Source organism: Agrobacterium rubi TR3 = NBRC 13261 (assembly GCF_000739935.1).
Lineage (GTDB): Bacteria > Pseudomonadota > Alphaproteobacteria > Rhizobiales > Rhizobiaceae > Agrobacterium > Agrobacterium rubi.
Genome location: NZ_BBJU01000025.1, coordinates 102287 through 117679 on the forward strand (window position 1 = coordinate 102287; position 15393 = coordinate 117679).

Annotated in this window: 15 protein-coding genes; 6 read left to right on the plus strand and 9 right to left on the minus strand. The window is 56.5% G+C overall.

The genetic code is table 11. The annotated features are described in order from the left end of the window. Positions 1–503: 503 nt before the first annotated feature. Positions 504–1532, plus strand: a complete 1029-nt coding sequence (locus RRU01S_RS19350; protein ID WP_045231846.1) for a sensor domain-containing diguanylate cyclase — start codon at positions 504–506, stop codon at positions 1530–1532. Between the two features lie 3 nt (positions 1533–1535). On the opposite strand, the gene RRU01S_RS19355 is transcribed toward RRU01S_RS19350, so the two are convergent. Next, a complete protein-coding gene (locus RRU01S_RS19355) occupies positions 1536–2462 on the minus strand; it encodes a Gfo/Idh/MocA family protein (RefSeq protein ID WP_045231847.1) in 927 nt (308 codons plus the stop codon). Between the two features lie 559 nt (positions 2463–3021). On the opposite strand from RRU01S_RS19355, the gene RRU01S_RS19360 reads away from it, so the two are divergent. Further along, a complete protein-coding gene (locus tag RRU01S_RS19360) occupies positions 3022–4464 on the plus strand; it encodes a glycosyltransferase family 2 protein (protein WP_165572248.1) in 1443 nt (480 codons plus the stop codon). A gap of 15 nt (positions 4465–4479) precedes the next feature. Here RRU01S_RS19360 and RRU01S_RS19365 read toward each other — a convergent pair whose 3' ends face one another. Then, entirely contained in the window at positions 4480–6363 is a 1884-nt protein-coding gene (locus RRU01S_RS19365; RefSeq protein WP_045231848.1) for an ABC-F family ATP-binding cassette domain-containing protein, read from the minus strand. 207 nt (positions 6364–6570) lie between these two features. Here RRU01S_RS19365 and RRU01S_RS19370 point away from each other — a divergent pair, with 207 nt between their 5' ends. Both RRU01S_RS19370 and ndk read left to right on the plus strand, forming a co-directional pair. After that, positions 6571–7263, plus strand: a complete 693-nt coding sequence (locus tag RRU01S_RS19370; protein ID WP_045231912.1) for a glutathione S-transferase family protein — start codon at positions 6571–6573, stop codon at positions 7261–7263. Between the two features lie 101 nt (positions 7264–7364). After that, on the plus strand, positions 7365–7787 hold the full coding sequence (ndk, locus tag RRU01S_RS19375) for a nucleoside-diphosphate kinase (protein WP_045231849.1): 423 nt from the start codon (positions 7365–7367) through the stop codon (positions 7785–7787). Between the two features lie 298 nt (positions 7788–8085). Here the strand turns inward: ndk and RRU01S_RS19380 are convergent, their stop codons facing one another. Together RRU01S_RS19380 and RRU01S_RS19385 are read right to left on the minus strand one after the other, a co-directional pair. After that, positions 8086–8589, minus strand: a complete 504-nt coding sequence (locus RRU01S_RS19380; protein ID WP_045231850.1) for a hypothetical protein — start codon at positions 8587–8589, stop codon at positions 8086–8088. Beyond that, positions 8586–9137 (minus strand): CGNR zinc finger domain-containing protein, encoded by a 552-nt coding sequence (locus RRU01S_RS19385; protein WP_045231851.1) that lies wholly within the window; start codon positions 9135–9137, stop codon positions 8586–8588. Before RRU01S_RS19385 ends, RRU01S_RS19380 begins: the two co-directional genes overlap by 4 nt. Positions 9138–9199: 62 nt before the next feature. Between RRU01S_RS19385 and RRU01S_RS19390 the strand changes: the two genes are divergently transcribed. Then, positions 9200–10096: a branched-chain amino acid ABC transporter permease gene (locus RRU01S_RS19390; RefSeq protein ID WP_045231852.1), complete on the plus strand. Its 897-nt coding sequence runs from the start codon at positions 9200–9202 to the stop codon at positions 10094–10096. Here the strand turns inward: RRU01S_RS19390 and RRU01S_RS19395 are convergent. From RRU01S_RS19395 to RRU01S_RS19415, 5 genes are all read right to left on the minus strand, one after another. After that, the gene (locus tag RRU01S_RS19395) at positions 10093–10554 is read right to left on the minus strand and encodes a molybdenum cofactor biosynthesis protein MoaE (protein ID WP_045231853.1); all 462 of its coding nucleotides are present in this window, start codon (positions 10552–10554) and stop codon (positions 10093–10095) included. The genes RRU01S_RS19390 and RRU01S_RS19395 overlap by 4 nt on opposite strands. Before the next feature lie 3 nt (positions 10555–10557). Beyond that, the gene (gene moaD / locus RRU01S_RS19400; RefSeq protein ID WP_045231913.1) at positions 10558–10812 is read right to left on the minus strand and encodes a molybdopterin converting factor subunit 1; all 255 of its coding nucleotides are present in this window, start codon (positions 10810–10812) and stop codon (positions 10558–10560) included. Beyond that, entirely contained in the window at positions 10812–11399 is a 588-nt protein-coding gene (gene pgsA, locus RRU01S_RS19405; RefSeq protein ID WP_045231854.1) for a CDP-diacylglycerol--glycerol-3-phosphate 3-phosphatidyltransferase, read from the minus strand. The genes moaD and pgsA overlap by 1 nt, the downstream gene beginning before the upstream one ends. A gap of 101 nt (positions 11400–11500) precedes the next feature. Then, the gene (gene uvrC, locus RRU01S_RS19410; protein WP_045231855.1) at positions 11501–13543 is read right to left on the minus strand and encodes an excinuclease ABC subunit UvrC; all 2043 of its coding nucleotides are present in this window, start codon (positions 13541–13543) and stop codon (positions 11501–11503) included. Then, on the minus strand, positions 13540–14307 hold the full coding sequence (locus RRU01S_RS19415) for an SDR family oxidoreductase (protein WP_045231856.1): 768 nt from the start codon (positions 14305–14307) through the stop codon (positions 13540–13542). The genes uvrC and RRU01S_RS19415 overlap by 4 nt, the downstream gene beginning before the upstream one ends. Before the next feature lie 368 nt (positions 14308–14675). On the opposite strand from RRU01S_RS19415, the gene RRU01S_RS19420 reads away from it, so the two are divergent. Continuing rightward, positions 14676–15335, plus strand: coding sequence for an outer membrane protein (locus tag RRU01S_RS19420; protein WP_045231857.1), 660 nt, complete (start codon positions 14676–14678; stop codon positions 15333–15335). The last annotated feature ends 58 nt before the right edge of the window (positions 15336–15393 follow it).

Below are 15393 nucleotides of genomic sequence, written 5' to 3' on the forward strand. Positions count from 1 at the left end.
CTGCAGAAGAAAATCGGCCGAGCTTAGAGAAATGCTGTCCATGATGACTTTCCGCAAAGGGTTCTATCGATATGCCTGGCGAGCCACATGATGGCTTCAGGCGGCGATAGGTCCCGTCAAGATCCGAGTGTCCCTCGCAACCCCACTCCTCCAACGGATTGGTACGGGTAACTGGCTTTCGCCAATCCCTGCGTGAATACGCCGCACCGGCGATGTTAACAAGCTGAAAAACGCAAAGTCAGGTCTCAAAAGGCGGCGTTAAGCGATTCTTTCGGTTGAGTTTAATGGTGGTCACGATTGTTTGAAAAAGGCCGTGGTGAAGTGGCTTGCGCGTGAACGCACCGGGCGAATGGTGGACATTCGAACAAATGCCGAGACCGAAAACGTCGCGTGCAGACTGCCGCGAACCGCGTGTTCGGCCTTTGAAGTGTGGTGCATTAACGAAAATGCTGTATGCAGCAAATGTTTAGCGATGCGTCGGACGCGACATAAAGGAGAGAGACATGGGTCAATCCGCCCCGTGGCCTGTTAATGAAACAGAGCGTCTTGTGGCAGTGCGGTCCATTTTGTCTCTGGCGTCTGGCCCGACGCCGGAACTGGCCGCGCTTTCCCAACTCGCGAAAGGCGTGTTCGATATGGACCGTGCGGCGATCCATATCGTCGATGAGGACTGGCTGCGGATTGCGCATCAGGCCGGTATTCAGGTTAGCGAGTGCTCCCGCGATATTTCGATCTGCACCCGTGTTGTTCTGTCCAACGATGTCTTGATCGTTCCGGATTTGAGCGCCCATCCCGACATGCGCGGTTTTCCCTATGTCGAAGGCGGTCCTAAATTCCGGTTTTACGCTGGCGCACCCATCGAGCTGGAGCCGGGACTGACGGTCGGCGCCTTCTGCATTCTCGATACATCTCCACGCCAGTTGCAGCCAGGCGAAGTGGAAAGCCTCAAGCGTTTTGCGGTCCTTGCGGCGGCGCTCCTGCGGCTACAAAAGGCCAACTTCACCATGAGCCTTGCCGAGCGCGCCTTGCGCGATGCGGCCATGACTGATCCGTTGACGGGCTTCTATAACCGCAAGGCGCTGAGCGCGCTGGTCGACTCGCAGATGTATGCAGCCTTGCAGTCCAACGAAACATTCGGTGCGCTTTATCTCGATATGGACGGGTTCAAGACTATCAACGATACGTTGGGCCACGGCGTTGGCGACCGTGTCTTGCACGAAGCCGCAAGCCGTATTCGTGATGTCATCCGCGCCGAAGACATTGCCGTGCGCATGGGTGGAGACGAGTTTGCGGTGTTCGTGCCGCGACCAGCCGGTTCGCAGGAACTCTCGATCCTGGCAGAGCGCTTGCTGGAAGCCTTCCGCCAACCGTTCAACATCGATGGGCGTTTGGTCCATGCACCGCTCAGCATTGGCGGTGCCATTGCACCGCAAGCGGGCCAGGATTGCCTCACGCTTCTGCAAAGTGTGGATGAGGCGCTGTATCAGGCCAAGAAAGACGGGCGCGACCGGTTCGTCAGCCGCGCCATTTAGACGCTAGTCGAAGAATGAATCCACGAATTTGTGGCGGCCGAGCAGGAATGCGTCGGCGACATGCATCAGCGGAGCCAGATCGACATCGGAGGTCTTGGCCTTGATGATTTCGGCAAAACGTTCGTAAAGGGCAGGGTACTCGCGCTCCGGCTCGGCCAGTTTCTGCTCGCCAGCGATGGAAAGCTTGGCGCCGCCCTCCGACAGAACCATCTGACCGGCTTCGGTTTCGGCCACGATATCCCAGCTCTGCTTGCCGGTCTGGCGCCAGTCGAATTCTGCATGAACCGGCATCTGCGTTACATCCGAGAACTGGATGTCAGCAGCGATCGGCGCGTCGCGGTTCTCAGGGAACTCCAGCGTTGCATTTGTGATGAACAGCGCGCGCGGCAGAATGTGGGTGATGATTGACAATGCGTTGATACCAGGATCGAACACGCCAAGACCACCCGCCTGCCAGATCCAGTCCTGGTTCGGATGCCAATGGCGCACGTCTTCCTTCCAGATGACGTGAACGCTGTTGATCTTGGTTGCGGCAAGGAAGCTCTTGGCCGCTTCGACGGCAGGCGCATAACGTGAATGCCAGCTGGCAAACAGCGACAGTCCCTTGGAATCGGCCAGGCGTACCAGATCCTGCACTTCCGACAGCGTCGCACCCGGTGGCTTTTCCAGAAACACATGCTTGCCAGCATTCAGCGCGGCATAAGCGGCCGTGTAACGATATTGCGGCGGCATGCACAGCGACACGGCCTCGACATCCGGCACGGCTTCCAAAAGCGCCTCGATGGTGCCGTAAGACGGCACGCCATCCACGGTGCCGTGGCGGCTGGCGGTGGCGATCAGATCGAAATCCGGATTAGCGGCAATGGCTGGAAGATGCTGGTCGCGAACGATTTTGCCGACGCCGACGATGGCGAGCTTTGTGGCTGACATGAAGAAATCCGTTTGGCTGATTCACTGAAAAGGGCTTGATTTCAATCTTTGTAGCAGAAACCCGATGGGCGGCAAGCCGACAGATAGGGGATATCTTCGGGGGATCTGACGACGAGGCAGAGCGCCAGATCGTGCCAGTTTCGTCCGAAATCTGAGCTCGAATGGAAGCGCTTCCGGCCTGCCATTGCTGCTACTTTTCTGTACCTTAGTGGATTTATGGTTAACAAATTTATATGAACGAAATCTTAAATTATTGAATCGTAAGGATTTATCGATAGATACAACTTAAGAGGGTAAAATTGATATTTATACCTTTAGGGTGTAGGGTTTTGGTGACGGTAATTTTCTGCCGTCACTTGAAGCATAGACTGATTTTAAGAGAATACGCACACAGTAAGTATTTTAGAAACAGTGCGATCGATACCGATAAATTTTTTTAAAAATAGATTTTATCAAGTAAAGGTATTTAAAAATGCATTTTTTCAAATTGAGGATGGAGAAATCCATCCTCTCTCTTCCTATTCTATTGTTCATTGCGTTGGCGCTTTATGTGACGTTGATGACTGTATCAATCACGCGGTCTTTGCCAGCATTGATTCCGCCGTCACTCTATTTCAGCCCAAAAGCGTTGGCGATACCGCCCTTCGATTTCCTCGCTGCAAAAGAACTCGCCTTTGCAACTGATGGCAACGGCATTGGTGTGGAGACATCAGCCATATCGCTGGTATCGGCAGCAACCGTTCTAAAGTGGTTTTTTGTTGTGACTGTCGGTCTGGGCACAGGTCGGCTTCTCGTTATGGCAGCCCTTGGTCTGTGGTCACACGCTAAGGGGTCATACAGTGCTCCAATGCTGGCCAGAAAACTGCGCAAGACGGAACAGTTGCCGGTTTCCATTAGTGTTCTCGTGCCCTGCTACAACGAGGAAAAGGTGATTTCCGCGACGATCCGGCGCTTGTTGGATAGCAGGGACGTGTCCTTCGAGATCATCGTTGTCGATGACGGATCGACCGACGACACGGCAAGATGTGTGGAGCGGGATTTTTCTGGCGATCAACGTGTCAGATTGTTCTCCAAACCCAATGGCGGCAAGGCCTCTGCCCTCAACTTCGCCATGACCGTGGCGCGGTCCGATCTTCTCGTCGCGCTCGACGCCGATACCCATTTCGAGCCAACGACTGCCGCCGCCCTGGTAAAGCACTTTGACAACCCGGCCATCGGAGCCGTCGCAGGCAATGCGAAGGTGGGAAACCCGCACAATCTTCTCACCCGCTGGCAGTCCGTCGAATATGTTACGTCGCAGAATATGGAGCGCATCGCTTTTTCCAGATTGGGGGCGATGATGGTGGTTCCCGGTGCAGCGGGCGCTTGGCGCAGACAGGCGGTGATAGAGGCGGGCGGATTTTCCGAAGAGACGATGGCGGAAGATCAGGATCTGACCATCGCTATTCAGCGTCTTGGCTGGCACGTCGCATATGAACCGGCGGCAATCGCCTGGACAGAGGCTCCAGAAACCTTGGCCGATTTCATCAGGCAGCGTTTGCGGTGGTCATTTGGAACGCTGCAATGTCTGTTGAAGCATCGAGGCCTTTATCGCAGCCGATATGCGCGGGGTCTCGCATGGATCGCCGTCCCACAGGCCTGGCTGTTTCAGGTGGCGGCTTCCATAACAGCGCCGCTGACAGATGTGGCGGTCCTGATCGTTTTAAGCGTCTCCATTGCCAATTGGATAACAGACGGTTCTGGATACATCTTCAGCTACCAGCTCGTCTTTTTTTGTCTAGCATTGCAACTTTTAATAGAAATAATATATGGAAAGTTCGCCTATGGATTGGATGATCGGGAGAGCCGCTTGCCTCTCGTCACCTACCTGTCGCAACGTTTTGCCTATCGGCAGGTGCTTTACTACGCCATGCTCAAGGCACTCTACCGATATGTCGTGGGACAGAAAGTGCACTGGACCAAGCTTGCGCGATCGGGCCGCATTGTGATGGCTTCGAACTAAAAACAATGGCGGGACTTAGCCCGCCATTGCCTCTTCATATTCGCTGGAAAGAGCCAGCCATTGCTCTTCGGCATCGACCAGTTTGCTGGCGGCTTCGCCGCGCTCCTTAACCTTCAGTGCGGCCTTGGCAGGTGCCTTTTCGTAAAGGGCAGGGTCGCCGAGTTCCTTATCAAGCGCCTGAATCAGTTTCTCAAGCTTTGCCGTCAAGGATTCGACTTCGTTGATCTTTTTGCGCAACGGGGCGAGCGAGGCGCGCTTTTCGGCATTCGCTTTGCGTTGATCCGCTTTCGAAGCGCCGTCGATTACGACTTCAATTTTTTCGTCTTTTTTTTTACCCGAGGAGACAATCAGGTCGCGATACTCATCCATATCGCCTTCGAAGGTCGTCACTGTGCCGTTGTTGACGAGCCAGAGGCGGTCGACTGTGGCTTCGATCAGGTGACGATCATGCGAAATCAGGATGACGGCGCCATTATAGTCGTTCAGCGCTTCGATCAGCGCGCGGCGGCTGTCGATGTCCAGATGGTTGGTCGGTTCGTCGAGGATGAGCAGGTTCGGCGCGTGGAACGCGGCGAGACCCATCAGCAGACGTGCTTTTTCGCCACCCGACAAATCCTTGGCGGGTGTGGCCATCTTTTCCGTCGCCAGACCCATTTGCGCCACGCGGGCGCGGACCTTGGCTTCCGGTGCCTGCGGCATCAGCTTGCGCACATGCTCGACGGGGTTTTCTTCCGGCACGAGGTCGTCCAGCTGATGCTGCGCAAAGAAGCCGATCTTAAGCGATGGGGCTAGCCGCAGGTCGCCGCTGTCAGGCGCAAGGCGGCCCGAGATGAACTTGGCGAAGGTGGACTTACCGTTACCGTTGGAGCCCAGCAGGGCAATGCGATCGTCATTGTCGATGCGAAGGTTGAGGCCCTTGAGAATCGGATTACCCGGCTCGTAACCAACCGCACCGCCATTGATGGCAACGATAGGCGAGGCAGGCTGCTTTTCCGGCTCCGGGAAGGTGATCGGCTGAACGTGATCTTCGATAACGGAAGACACCGTTCCCATGCGTTCCAACGCCTTCACACGGCTCTGCGCCTGCTTGGCCTTGGATGCCTTGGCCTTGAAGCGGTCGATGAAGCTTTGCAGATGCTTGCGGGCCGCATCGTTCTTGACCTTGGCCTTGGTCTGCAACTCGTCGGCTTCGGCCTTCTGGCGCTCGAACTGGTCGTAACCGCCGCGATAGAAGGTCAGCTTCTTCTGGTCCAGATGCACGATGGCGTTGACGGCGTTATTCAACAGGTCGCGGTCATGGCTGATGATGATGACGGTGTAAGGGTAGCGGCGGATGTAATCTTCCAGCCACAAGGTGCCTTCAAGATCGAGATAGTTGGTCGGTTCGTCTAGCAGCAGCAGGTCGGGCTCTGCAAACAGCACGGAGGCCAGTGCCACACGCATGCGCCACCCGCCGGAGAAGGATGAGGCCGGGCGCAACTGCGCATCCTGATCGAAACCCAGACCGGCCAGAATGCTAGACGCACGGGCTTCGGCGGAATGGGCATCGATATCGACGAGGCGCATCTGGATATCGGCGATGCGGCCCGGATCGGTTGCCGTTTCCGATTCCAGCATCAGGGCGGCACGTTCCTTGTCGGCGGCCAGCACGATGTCGATCAGGCTTTCTTCCGTTGCCGGTGCTTCCTGCGCCACCTGTCCCAGGCGGGAATTCTTGGGGATAAATACCTCGCCGGTCTCGGCGCCTAAGTCACCAGTGATGATGCGAAACAGCGTGGACTTGCCTGCGCCATTGCGGCCAACGAGGCCAGCCTTCGTGCCCGCTGGAAGCGACACGCTGGCGTGATCAAGGAGGAGGCGCCCGGCAATACGGGCGGAAACGTCTGAAATGGTAATCATGGCGCCGTTTTGGCCGAACTCATGTCTGAAGGCAAGAGCGCGAAAGCCACAGTTTCCAAGGTTTGTGCGCTGTTTACGCCAACTGAGGCTGAAGGTTGGACGCGCAGCCGGTCTACGATTAATACGTCCCATCAATTTTCATCATTTGATTATGCCGGAATCGCCTGTTTGAATGCATCTCATCCAGATGCTTCGAAAGGACCGACCATGACCTCCAGAACCCTCTATTCGCTTTGCGGCAGTGATGATGCCCGCCCGTTTTCGCCCCATTGCTGGAAGACGGTGCTGTCGCTGGCGCATAAGGGATTGGATTTCGAAGAGCGTCCTTTGGCGTTCACGGCCATTCCGGGCGTGGAGAACGGCTTTTCCAAAACCGTGCCGATCCTTCGCGATGGCGATCAACTGGTGAAAGACAGTTTCGACATCGCGCTGTATCTGGAAGATGCCTATCCGGACGCGCCGTCGCTGTTCAACGGCGAGGGCGGAAAGTCGCTCGCCCGCTTTGTCGAAAGCTGGTCGCAGACGACACTTCATCCCGCAATCGCCAAATTCGCAATTGTGGATATTCACGATACACTCGATGAGCCGGACAGGGTCTATTTCCGTAACAGTCGCACCAAGTTGTTTGGACGAACGATTGAGGAGGTAACAGCCAATCGTGACGCCGAGATCGCAGCCTTTCCGGCAAAGCTTGAGCCGATCCGTCGCATGCTGGGCTTTCAGCCCTTCATCGGCGGCGATAGCCCACTGTTTGCTGACTATATTGTTTTCGGCGCGCTGCAATGGGTACGGGTCATTTCCGGTGTCGACCTGTTTGCCCAAAACGATCCGGTGCGCGACTGGTTCGAGCGCTGCCTCGATCTGCATGGCGCACGCGGGCGAAGTGTGACAGCGGCGTGAAATGTGACAGCCTGTTGCGCAAATCCAGCCATCCCCCTTGTTTTCAGGTCTTCGGGCGGTTAAACACCGCCCACTTTCTTCAAGAATAAGGAAACGGACACATGGCGATTGAACGCACATTTTCGATGATCAAGCCGGACGCAACCAAGCGTAATCTCACAGGCGCGATCACCAAGGTATTTGAAGACAACGGCCTGCGCATCATCGCCTCCAAGCGCGTTTGGATGAGCAAGCGCGAAGCCGAAGGCTTCTACGCCGTTCACAAGGAACGTCCTTTCTTCGGCGAACTGGTAGACGGCATGACATCCGGCCCGACCATCGTTCAGGTTTTGGAAGGCGAAAACGCCATCCTCAAGAACCGCGAAATCATGGGCGCCACCAACCCAGCCAACGCTGACGAGGGCACGATCCGCAAGAGCTTTGCTCTGTCCATCGGCGAAAACTCCGTTCACGGTTCGGATGCTCCTGAAACGGCAGCTCAGGAAATCGCTTACTGGTTCGCAGAAACCGAAATCGTCGGCTGATTCAGTTTTTGAAGCGGCGGAATCGGTTTGTGAGGCCGCTGCCTTAAAGTGATGAAATGAATTGGAAAACGGGGCCGAGAGGCTCCGTTTTTTGTGTGTGTTGTGCCGTGTGGCTGCCCCCCTCTGGCCTGCCGGCCATCTCCCCCACAGGTGGGGTGATCGACTCGTGGCAACCCCCTCGATCACTTCTGACGGTTTATATTGAGGCAACGCCAGCGCGCCCAGCCAATCTCCCTCCTTGTGGGGGAGATGGCCGGCAGATCAGAGGGGGTGAGCCACACGGCAAAACGCTAAAGAGTTAGCGAGCAGGACACCCCGCAAGAGACCTCATATCCATACTCCCATCCGCCCTAAACACCTCCGGGTTTGGCGTATAAAGCGGTCCCACGACCAACGGCTTTGCTGGTAGCATCGACTGATCCGTGTCCGATATGATGCTTGTGTCTATCGTCTGCATCACATGCTCGTCCGGCGCTTTCACCTGGATCGTGACTTTATACGGGCGGCCTTCTTTCACGCACTCCACCGGCGGACTTTGCAACGTGATTTTCGGGCTTTCGGGAAACAGCCGTTCCGTCACGGTAAGCGCATCTCCGCCACGCGGATTTTCGAAGCTGGCTTCGATGGTGCTGCCATCTCTGATCGGCGCTGTGGGTTGCAGGGTGATGAGATAGGTTGCCGCTGCCACGCGATAATTGAAAACGAACATGCGGCCGGACACGCTGACGATTTCTCTTTGCTCGTCTCGCTGACAGGCGGTTAGGAGGAAGGACGCAGCGATGAGAATGGCAACCGTCTTCACGATGCAATCTCCTTTTTGCGCCGGTAGTGCTTGGCCGCTTTCTGGCGATTGCCGCACACGGCCATATCGCACCAGATGCGGCTGCGGTTCTTGCTGCGGTCTATGAACAGCCAGCCACAATGGCCGCAGATCCGTAAGCGTGTACGATCGGGGCATGCCATGAGGCTCAACACCGAACGGGCAGTTGCAGCCTCAAGGCTGTGTTTGGCAGGTACGTTTTTGAGTGCAGCCGCACAGGCGTCGAGAAGCCTGGCCAATAGGTCATTTTCGTCCTGTCCGGTCTCGATCAACTGGCGGAAATACCGGTCGGTCGCTTCGCGTAGTTCGATCAGGTGACCCAGGTTTTCAGGAGATGGCGGCGAAAGAAGAGAAAATCTGTCGCACTCAGCCGAAAGGCGGGTCGCCGCGTCGCAAAAACTGTCCAGCTGTTCCGGTACAGCAAATCGATCCACGGATTTCTCGTGGTCGAAGCGCAGAATGACGCTGTTGGCGACATCCAGCGCCAAGGCACCTCCGACGAAACGATGTGGTGTCCAGCTAAAAACCATGCTGCGATTATAACTATCAAAATCAATTTTACCAGTTATATTAAGGCGGGAGAGCGGTGGGCATGGCTTACTTTCTGCAACAGTTTTTGAACGCGGTTCCGATAGCGACGCTTTATGCGGCTCTGGCCTTCGGGTACGCCATCGCCTTCTCCATCACCAAGCGGGCCGACATTACCTACGGAGCTATCTTCGCCTTCGCCGGTCTCACATGCCTGTTATTTGCCGATTTTGGCTGGAACCAGCTTTGGCTCATTCTGCCTGCGACTTTGGCGCTCGGGGCGGCGGCTGGCATTTTCGGTGGGCTTTGGGCCGGGGTCTTTATCGGACGGGCCGTTATGCGCCCGCTTGCCAGCGCCTCGCCCAATGCTGTGACGGTCGCTGCCATTGGTGCGCTGATTGCGCTGATGGAAAGCGCACGGCTTGCCGCAAATACACGCTCCCTGTGGCTACCGCCCTTTTTGCACGATCCGATTTACGTTTGGCGAAGCGCGGATTTCATCGTTACCACGACGCCGATGCAGCTCATCAATTCGGCGGTTTTTCTGATGATGGTCGCTGGCGGATATATGGTCCTGCAAAAATCCAACGCAGGGCGGTACTGGAAGGCTGTGTCGGAAGACGCTTCCGCTGCGTCACTTCTCGGCATCAATGCGGGACGTGTGTTTCTGGTGTCCTATTGCGCAGCAGCGCTCTTCGCATCCATCTGCGGTGTGCTGGCTACCTTTTATTACGGCAATATGGATTTTGGCGCCGGGCTGGTTTTTGGCCTGAAAGTGGTGCTGATTTCGGCTGCGGGCGGCTATACCAGTCCGCTCAAATGCGCAGCCGGGGCCGCCGCCATTGGTTTTGCCGAGACATTTTGGGCCGCTTACGGCCCTGTCGCATGGCGGGATGCGGCTGTGCTTGCGCTGTTGGTTCTGTGGCTGATTATTACGCGAAGCGAGCGTGAAGCCCCTTAAAGCCACTTATCCTTAGCCGTATCATCGGCATCCTTGGCCGATATCCATTCTCCAGCCGTGCCGTCTTTGCCATGCTCTTTCTTCCAGAAGGGCGCGGCGGTCTTCAGATAATCCATCACGAAGTTTGCGCCGTCGAAAGCAGCCTGCCGGTGGCGGGAAGCGGCGATGACGAGGACGATGGTGTCGCCGGTTGCGATCTTTCCGTAGCGGTGGATGGCAGTGAGGCCGAGGAGTTGGAAACGGTCGATGGCGAGCTTGGCGATGCGCAGCATTTCTGCTTCCGCCATACCGGGATAGTGTTCCAGCTCGAGAGCGGACAATGTGCCGCCGTCGTCGCGGCAAAGGCCGGTAAAAGTGACGACAGCGCCGATGGTCTTATCCGTGCTCGTCAGCAGCCGCGTCTCAGTCGCTGCGTCGAAATCCTGCGCCTGCACGCGGATGGTCGGCTCGATGCCCATGGCTCAGCCGCCGGTCATCGGCGGGAAAATACCGATTTCGCGAGCGCCGACAATGCTTTCATCGTGATCGATATGTTCCTGATTGACGGCGACGCGGATCACATCGGGAAACGCGAATGCCGCTTCATATTCTTCGCCAAGCGTCGTCAGATGCGCAATCAGCTGGCGCGCGGTCGTAACCTCTGCGGGCAGATTGAGGTCGTCTTCGGACCGGCCGATCCGCTCGCGCACCCAGGCGAAATAGACGATATTGACCATCATTCCTCATCCACGATATGCTTGAGGCCCGCTTTGAAATAATCATAACCGGTGTAGATGGTGAGCGCGGCTGCAATCCAGAGCAGGCCGATACCCATTTCGGTCGTATAGGGAATGACCTTATCGCCAGCCGGACCGGCGAGAAGAAAAGCGATGGCGACCATCTGGATTGTGGTTTTCCATTTGGCGATCTGCGTGACCGGCACCGAGACCTTCAACGCGGCCAGATATTCGCGCAGACCGGACACCAGAATTTCACGGCACAGAATCGTGATTGCGGCCCACAGAGACCACCCGGCAATCGTGCCGTCTGCGGCCAGTAGCAGCAGGATCGAGGCGATCAGCAGCTTGTCGGCGATGGGGTCCAGCATGCGGCCAATATTGGACGTCTGGTTCCAGATGCGGGCGAGATAACCATCGAGAAAATCGGTGATGGAGGCGACGACGAACAGCCAGAGGGCCGTCCAGCGCGCGAAATCCGAACTTTCGAGCTTCCCTTCGATGTAGAAGCACAAAACGATGACCGGTACCGCCAGAATGCGGGCGTAGGTCAGAAGATTCGGGATATTGTAGGTGCGCGAAGCCATTGGGAACCTGTCATTCGATGTCAAAGCGTTGTGGCAGCCCTTGGACGCAAGCGTCAACACCCTATTATGTTTTTTTGCGGGTGCTGCGCGAAAGCAATGTGTCAGTCTTTGCCGCTCTCGTGGAAGTGATTGTAAACCTGTTTGGCCACGGCCTCGGAAATACCACCGACCGCCATCAGGTCACTCAGCGCCGCGCGCGATACGGCTTTTGCGGTGCCGAAATGCTGCAGCAACGCCCGCTTGCGGCCGGGACCGATGCCGCTGATTTCATCCAGCGGGTTCTTGATCAACTCCTTCTTGCGGCGAGCACGGTGTGAGCCGATGGCGAAGCGGTGGGCCTCATCCCGCAGACGCTGCACGAAATACAGAACGGGATCACGCGGCGGCAGCGAAAAATCACTGCGGCTATCGGTAAAGAAGCGTTCGCGACCGGCATCTCGGTCAACACCCTTCGCCACGCCGATGGCCGTCACGCAGTCACGAATGCCGAGTTCGTCCAGAATGGCGCGCACTGCCGTCATCTGTCCCTGACCACCGTCGATAAGGATCACGTCCGGCCATGAGGGGAACGGGATGTCGGCGGCGTCTTCGGGTGACACCGCTTGGCTGCGGTCCGGTCTGCCATCTTCCTTCAGCAGGCGCGAAAATCGGCGGGTCATCACTTCCCGCATCATGCCGAAGTCATCACCGGGAGTGATCTCGGTCGATTTGATGTTGAACTTGCGGTAATGGCTCTTGGTAAAACCATCCGGCCCGGCGACCACCATGCCGCCAACGGCATTGGTGCCCATCATGTGCGAGTTGTCGTACACTTCGATCCGGCGCGGCACGTAGGGCAGGGCGAAGGTCTCGGCAAAACCCTTCAGCAGTCTGGCCTGTGACGATGTTTCGGCGAGCTTGCGGCCATGCGCCTCACGCGCATTGCCAAGCACGTGGTCGACAACATCTTTCTTCTCTCCGCGCTGCGGCACAGAGACGCTGACCTTGTGGTTTGCCTTTTCTGAGAGAGCGGCGGCGAGAAGTTCCTGCTCGTCCACCACTTCCGACAGCAGGATTTGCTTCGGCACGGGCTTGTCGTCGTAAAACTGCGCGAGAAAGGCCGTGAGGATTTCAGAGCCGGGAAGCGATGGATCAGCCTTGGGGAAATAGGCCCGGTTGCCCCAGTTCTGCCCGGTGCGGAAAAAGAACACCTGGATACAGGAGATGCCACCTTCATGGTGAATGGCGAAAACGTCAGCCTCTTCGATGCCGGCGGGGTTGATGCCCTGATGGCTTTGCACATGCGACAGGGCCGCCAGCCGGTCACGATAGACGGCTGCCCGCTCGAAATCCAAGTCGTCGGACGCTTCGTTCATTTGGGACGCAATCGTCGCCTTCACGCTCTGGCTTTTGCCGGACAGAAAGTCCTTGGCCTCCTTGACCAGTTCTGCATAGCCCTCGTCACTCACTTCGTGGGTGCAGGGGGCGGAACAGCGCTTGATCTGGTGAAGAAGACAGGGCCGAGTGCGGCTTTCGAACACGCTGTCTGTACAGGTGCGAATAAGGAAGGCGCGTTGCAGCGAATTGATTGTGCGACCAACGGCACCGGCGGAGGCGAAGGGTCCGAAATAATCACCCTTGCGAGCACGGGCGCCACGATGCTTGAAAATGGCGGGCGCGCGGTTGTCTGAGGTGATCAGGATATAGGGGAAGGATTTGTCGTCACGAAGCAGAACGTTAAAGCGCGGACGCAAGCGCTTGATCAGATTCGCTTCCAGCAACAGCGCTTCGATCTCCGTACGCGTCGTCACGAATTCCATATGCGTCGTCAACCGCACCATCTGGCCAATGCGGTTGGAATGGAAACGTCCCTGAGCATAGTTGCCGACGCGCTTCTTCAGCGAGCGCGCCTTGCCCACATACATCACGTCGCCCGCCTCGTTGAACATGCGATAGACGCCGGGGCTGTTGGGCAGATGTTTGACGAACTCCGCGATCAGATCCATGCCCTTGAGGCCGGATTCGTTCTGCCAGCCCGCATTCCAGTCCACGGGCACGACAACGCCATCCGCCGCCACGACAGAAGTGGTGGAGGTTACGTCGTCATCGTCATCGTCGTTATCATCGAAGAGAATACCGCCGTCTGGCAGCTTCTTTCCGTTCATTCAGTTATCTCCGCCACATCAGGGGTTTCCCAGCCCAAGTGCTGGCCACCATCGAGTGCGATCATTTGGCCGGTCATCGACGGTGTGTCATATAAAAATCGAACGGTCCGCCCGAACTCATCCGGGGTCGGCCCACGCTTTAATATAAGGGCGTCGATCTGTGCCTGAAAGTCCTCCGGCGCCTGTCTTGCACTTTTGAAGGAAGGACCGGGGCCAATGGCATTCACCCGCACCCGCGGCGCAAAGGCCTGTGCCATGGTTTTCGTCGCCGTCCACATGGCGGATTTCGACAGCGTATAGGAATAGAAGCGCGGCGTGAGTTTCAGCACGCGCTGATCGATGACATTGACGATGAGCCCGCAAGCAGTGTCGGGCAACTGTTTTACGAGAGCCGCGCCCAAAATGGAGGGCGCGCGGACGTGAACAGCAAAATGGGCATCGAATGCCGCAGAATCGAACTCTTCCAAACTGTCATGACGGAACACGGATGCGTTATTGACGAGGATTCCGATGGGTCCGAGCGCAGAATTTGCGCTCTCCATCAGTTTTTCCGTTGATTCCGTGTTTTCGAGGTCCGCCTGCACGACAGCCGCTTTTCCACCGTTTTGCCGTATTGTATTAGCGAATGCCTCTGCTTCGTCCAGCGAGGAGCGGGCATGCAGAGCAACCGCAAAGCCTTCTGCAGCAAGATATTCGGCTATGGCACGGCCCATGCGACGGGCAGCACCGGTAATCAAGACGGTTTTGGGTATATTCTCGTTCAAAGCTGACCTGCGTGCTGCTTACATGGATTTTGGCAGTCGATATAATGCGAAAATTCCAAGTTTGCCCATAGCGGCACCAAATTATACAGACTTATGCCCTGGCGATGCAGTTGAAGTAATTTTATTTAAATACATGTAAAGTTTGGATGTTCTTCAGTTAACGGCTCATTATCCTTAATAGATTTTTGTGTCATTTTAGCAACGTCCAATTTCCGTCACGGCGCTGCCCCAATCAATTCACATTTTGGCTGTGTGATCTCCTCAATCACCCATCATTTTGATTGTCAGACGGGCAGGGAACCAACTGATTTACACCGCGTTTGGGAACGAGTGTTTGAGCACCCCGCGGGTTTGAAAAGGAGAATAGCATGCGTACTATCGTTGCAACACTAATGGCGACCACAATGGCAGCTGCGGCATTTTCGGCAGCAAAGGCAGCCGACGCTGTAAACGAAGTGCCGCAGGCACCCGTCGCTTACGAGCAGCCAGCACCGATCAGCAACTGGTCTGGCGCATACCTCGGTGCGACTGCCAACTACGACTGGGGTCGTTTCACCGGCAATGGCGGCGATCGTGATGCCGACGGCTTCGGCGGCGGTCTCTACGGCGGTTACAACTTCCAGAGCGGCCAGCTGGTCTACGGTGCAGAAGCTGACGTTAACCTCGGCGACGAGAAGGGTTCTGCTGGTACAGGTCCTCTGGGCGAAGATCTTCGCGGCAAGCAGGGCGTCAATGGCTCCATCCGTGCCCGCGTCGGTTACGACATGAACCCGTTCCTGCTCTACGGTACAGGTGGTCTTGCGATCTCTGACAACAAGGTCAGCAACTCTACATCCAGCGACAGCGCAACAGCACTCGGCTACACAGTTGGTGCTGGCGTTGAAGCCATGGTGACCAACAACATCACAGCTCGCGTCGAATATCGCTACAGCGATTACCAGAACAAGGACTTCGCACTCGACACAGGAACCGTATCTCGCGGCTTCGACGATCATAGCGTGAAGGCCGGTATCGGCGTAAAGTTCTAATCCTTAAACGGATTGAATCGAAAAAGCCGGGGTTTTGCCCCGGCTTTTTTGTGTCCGT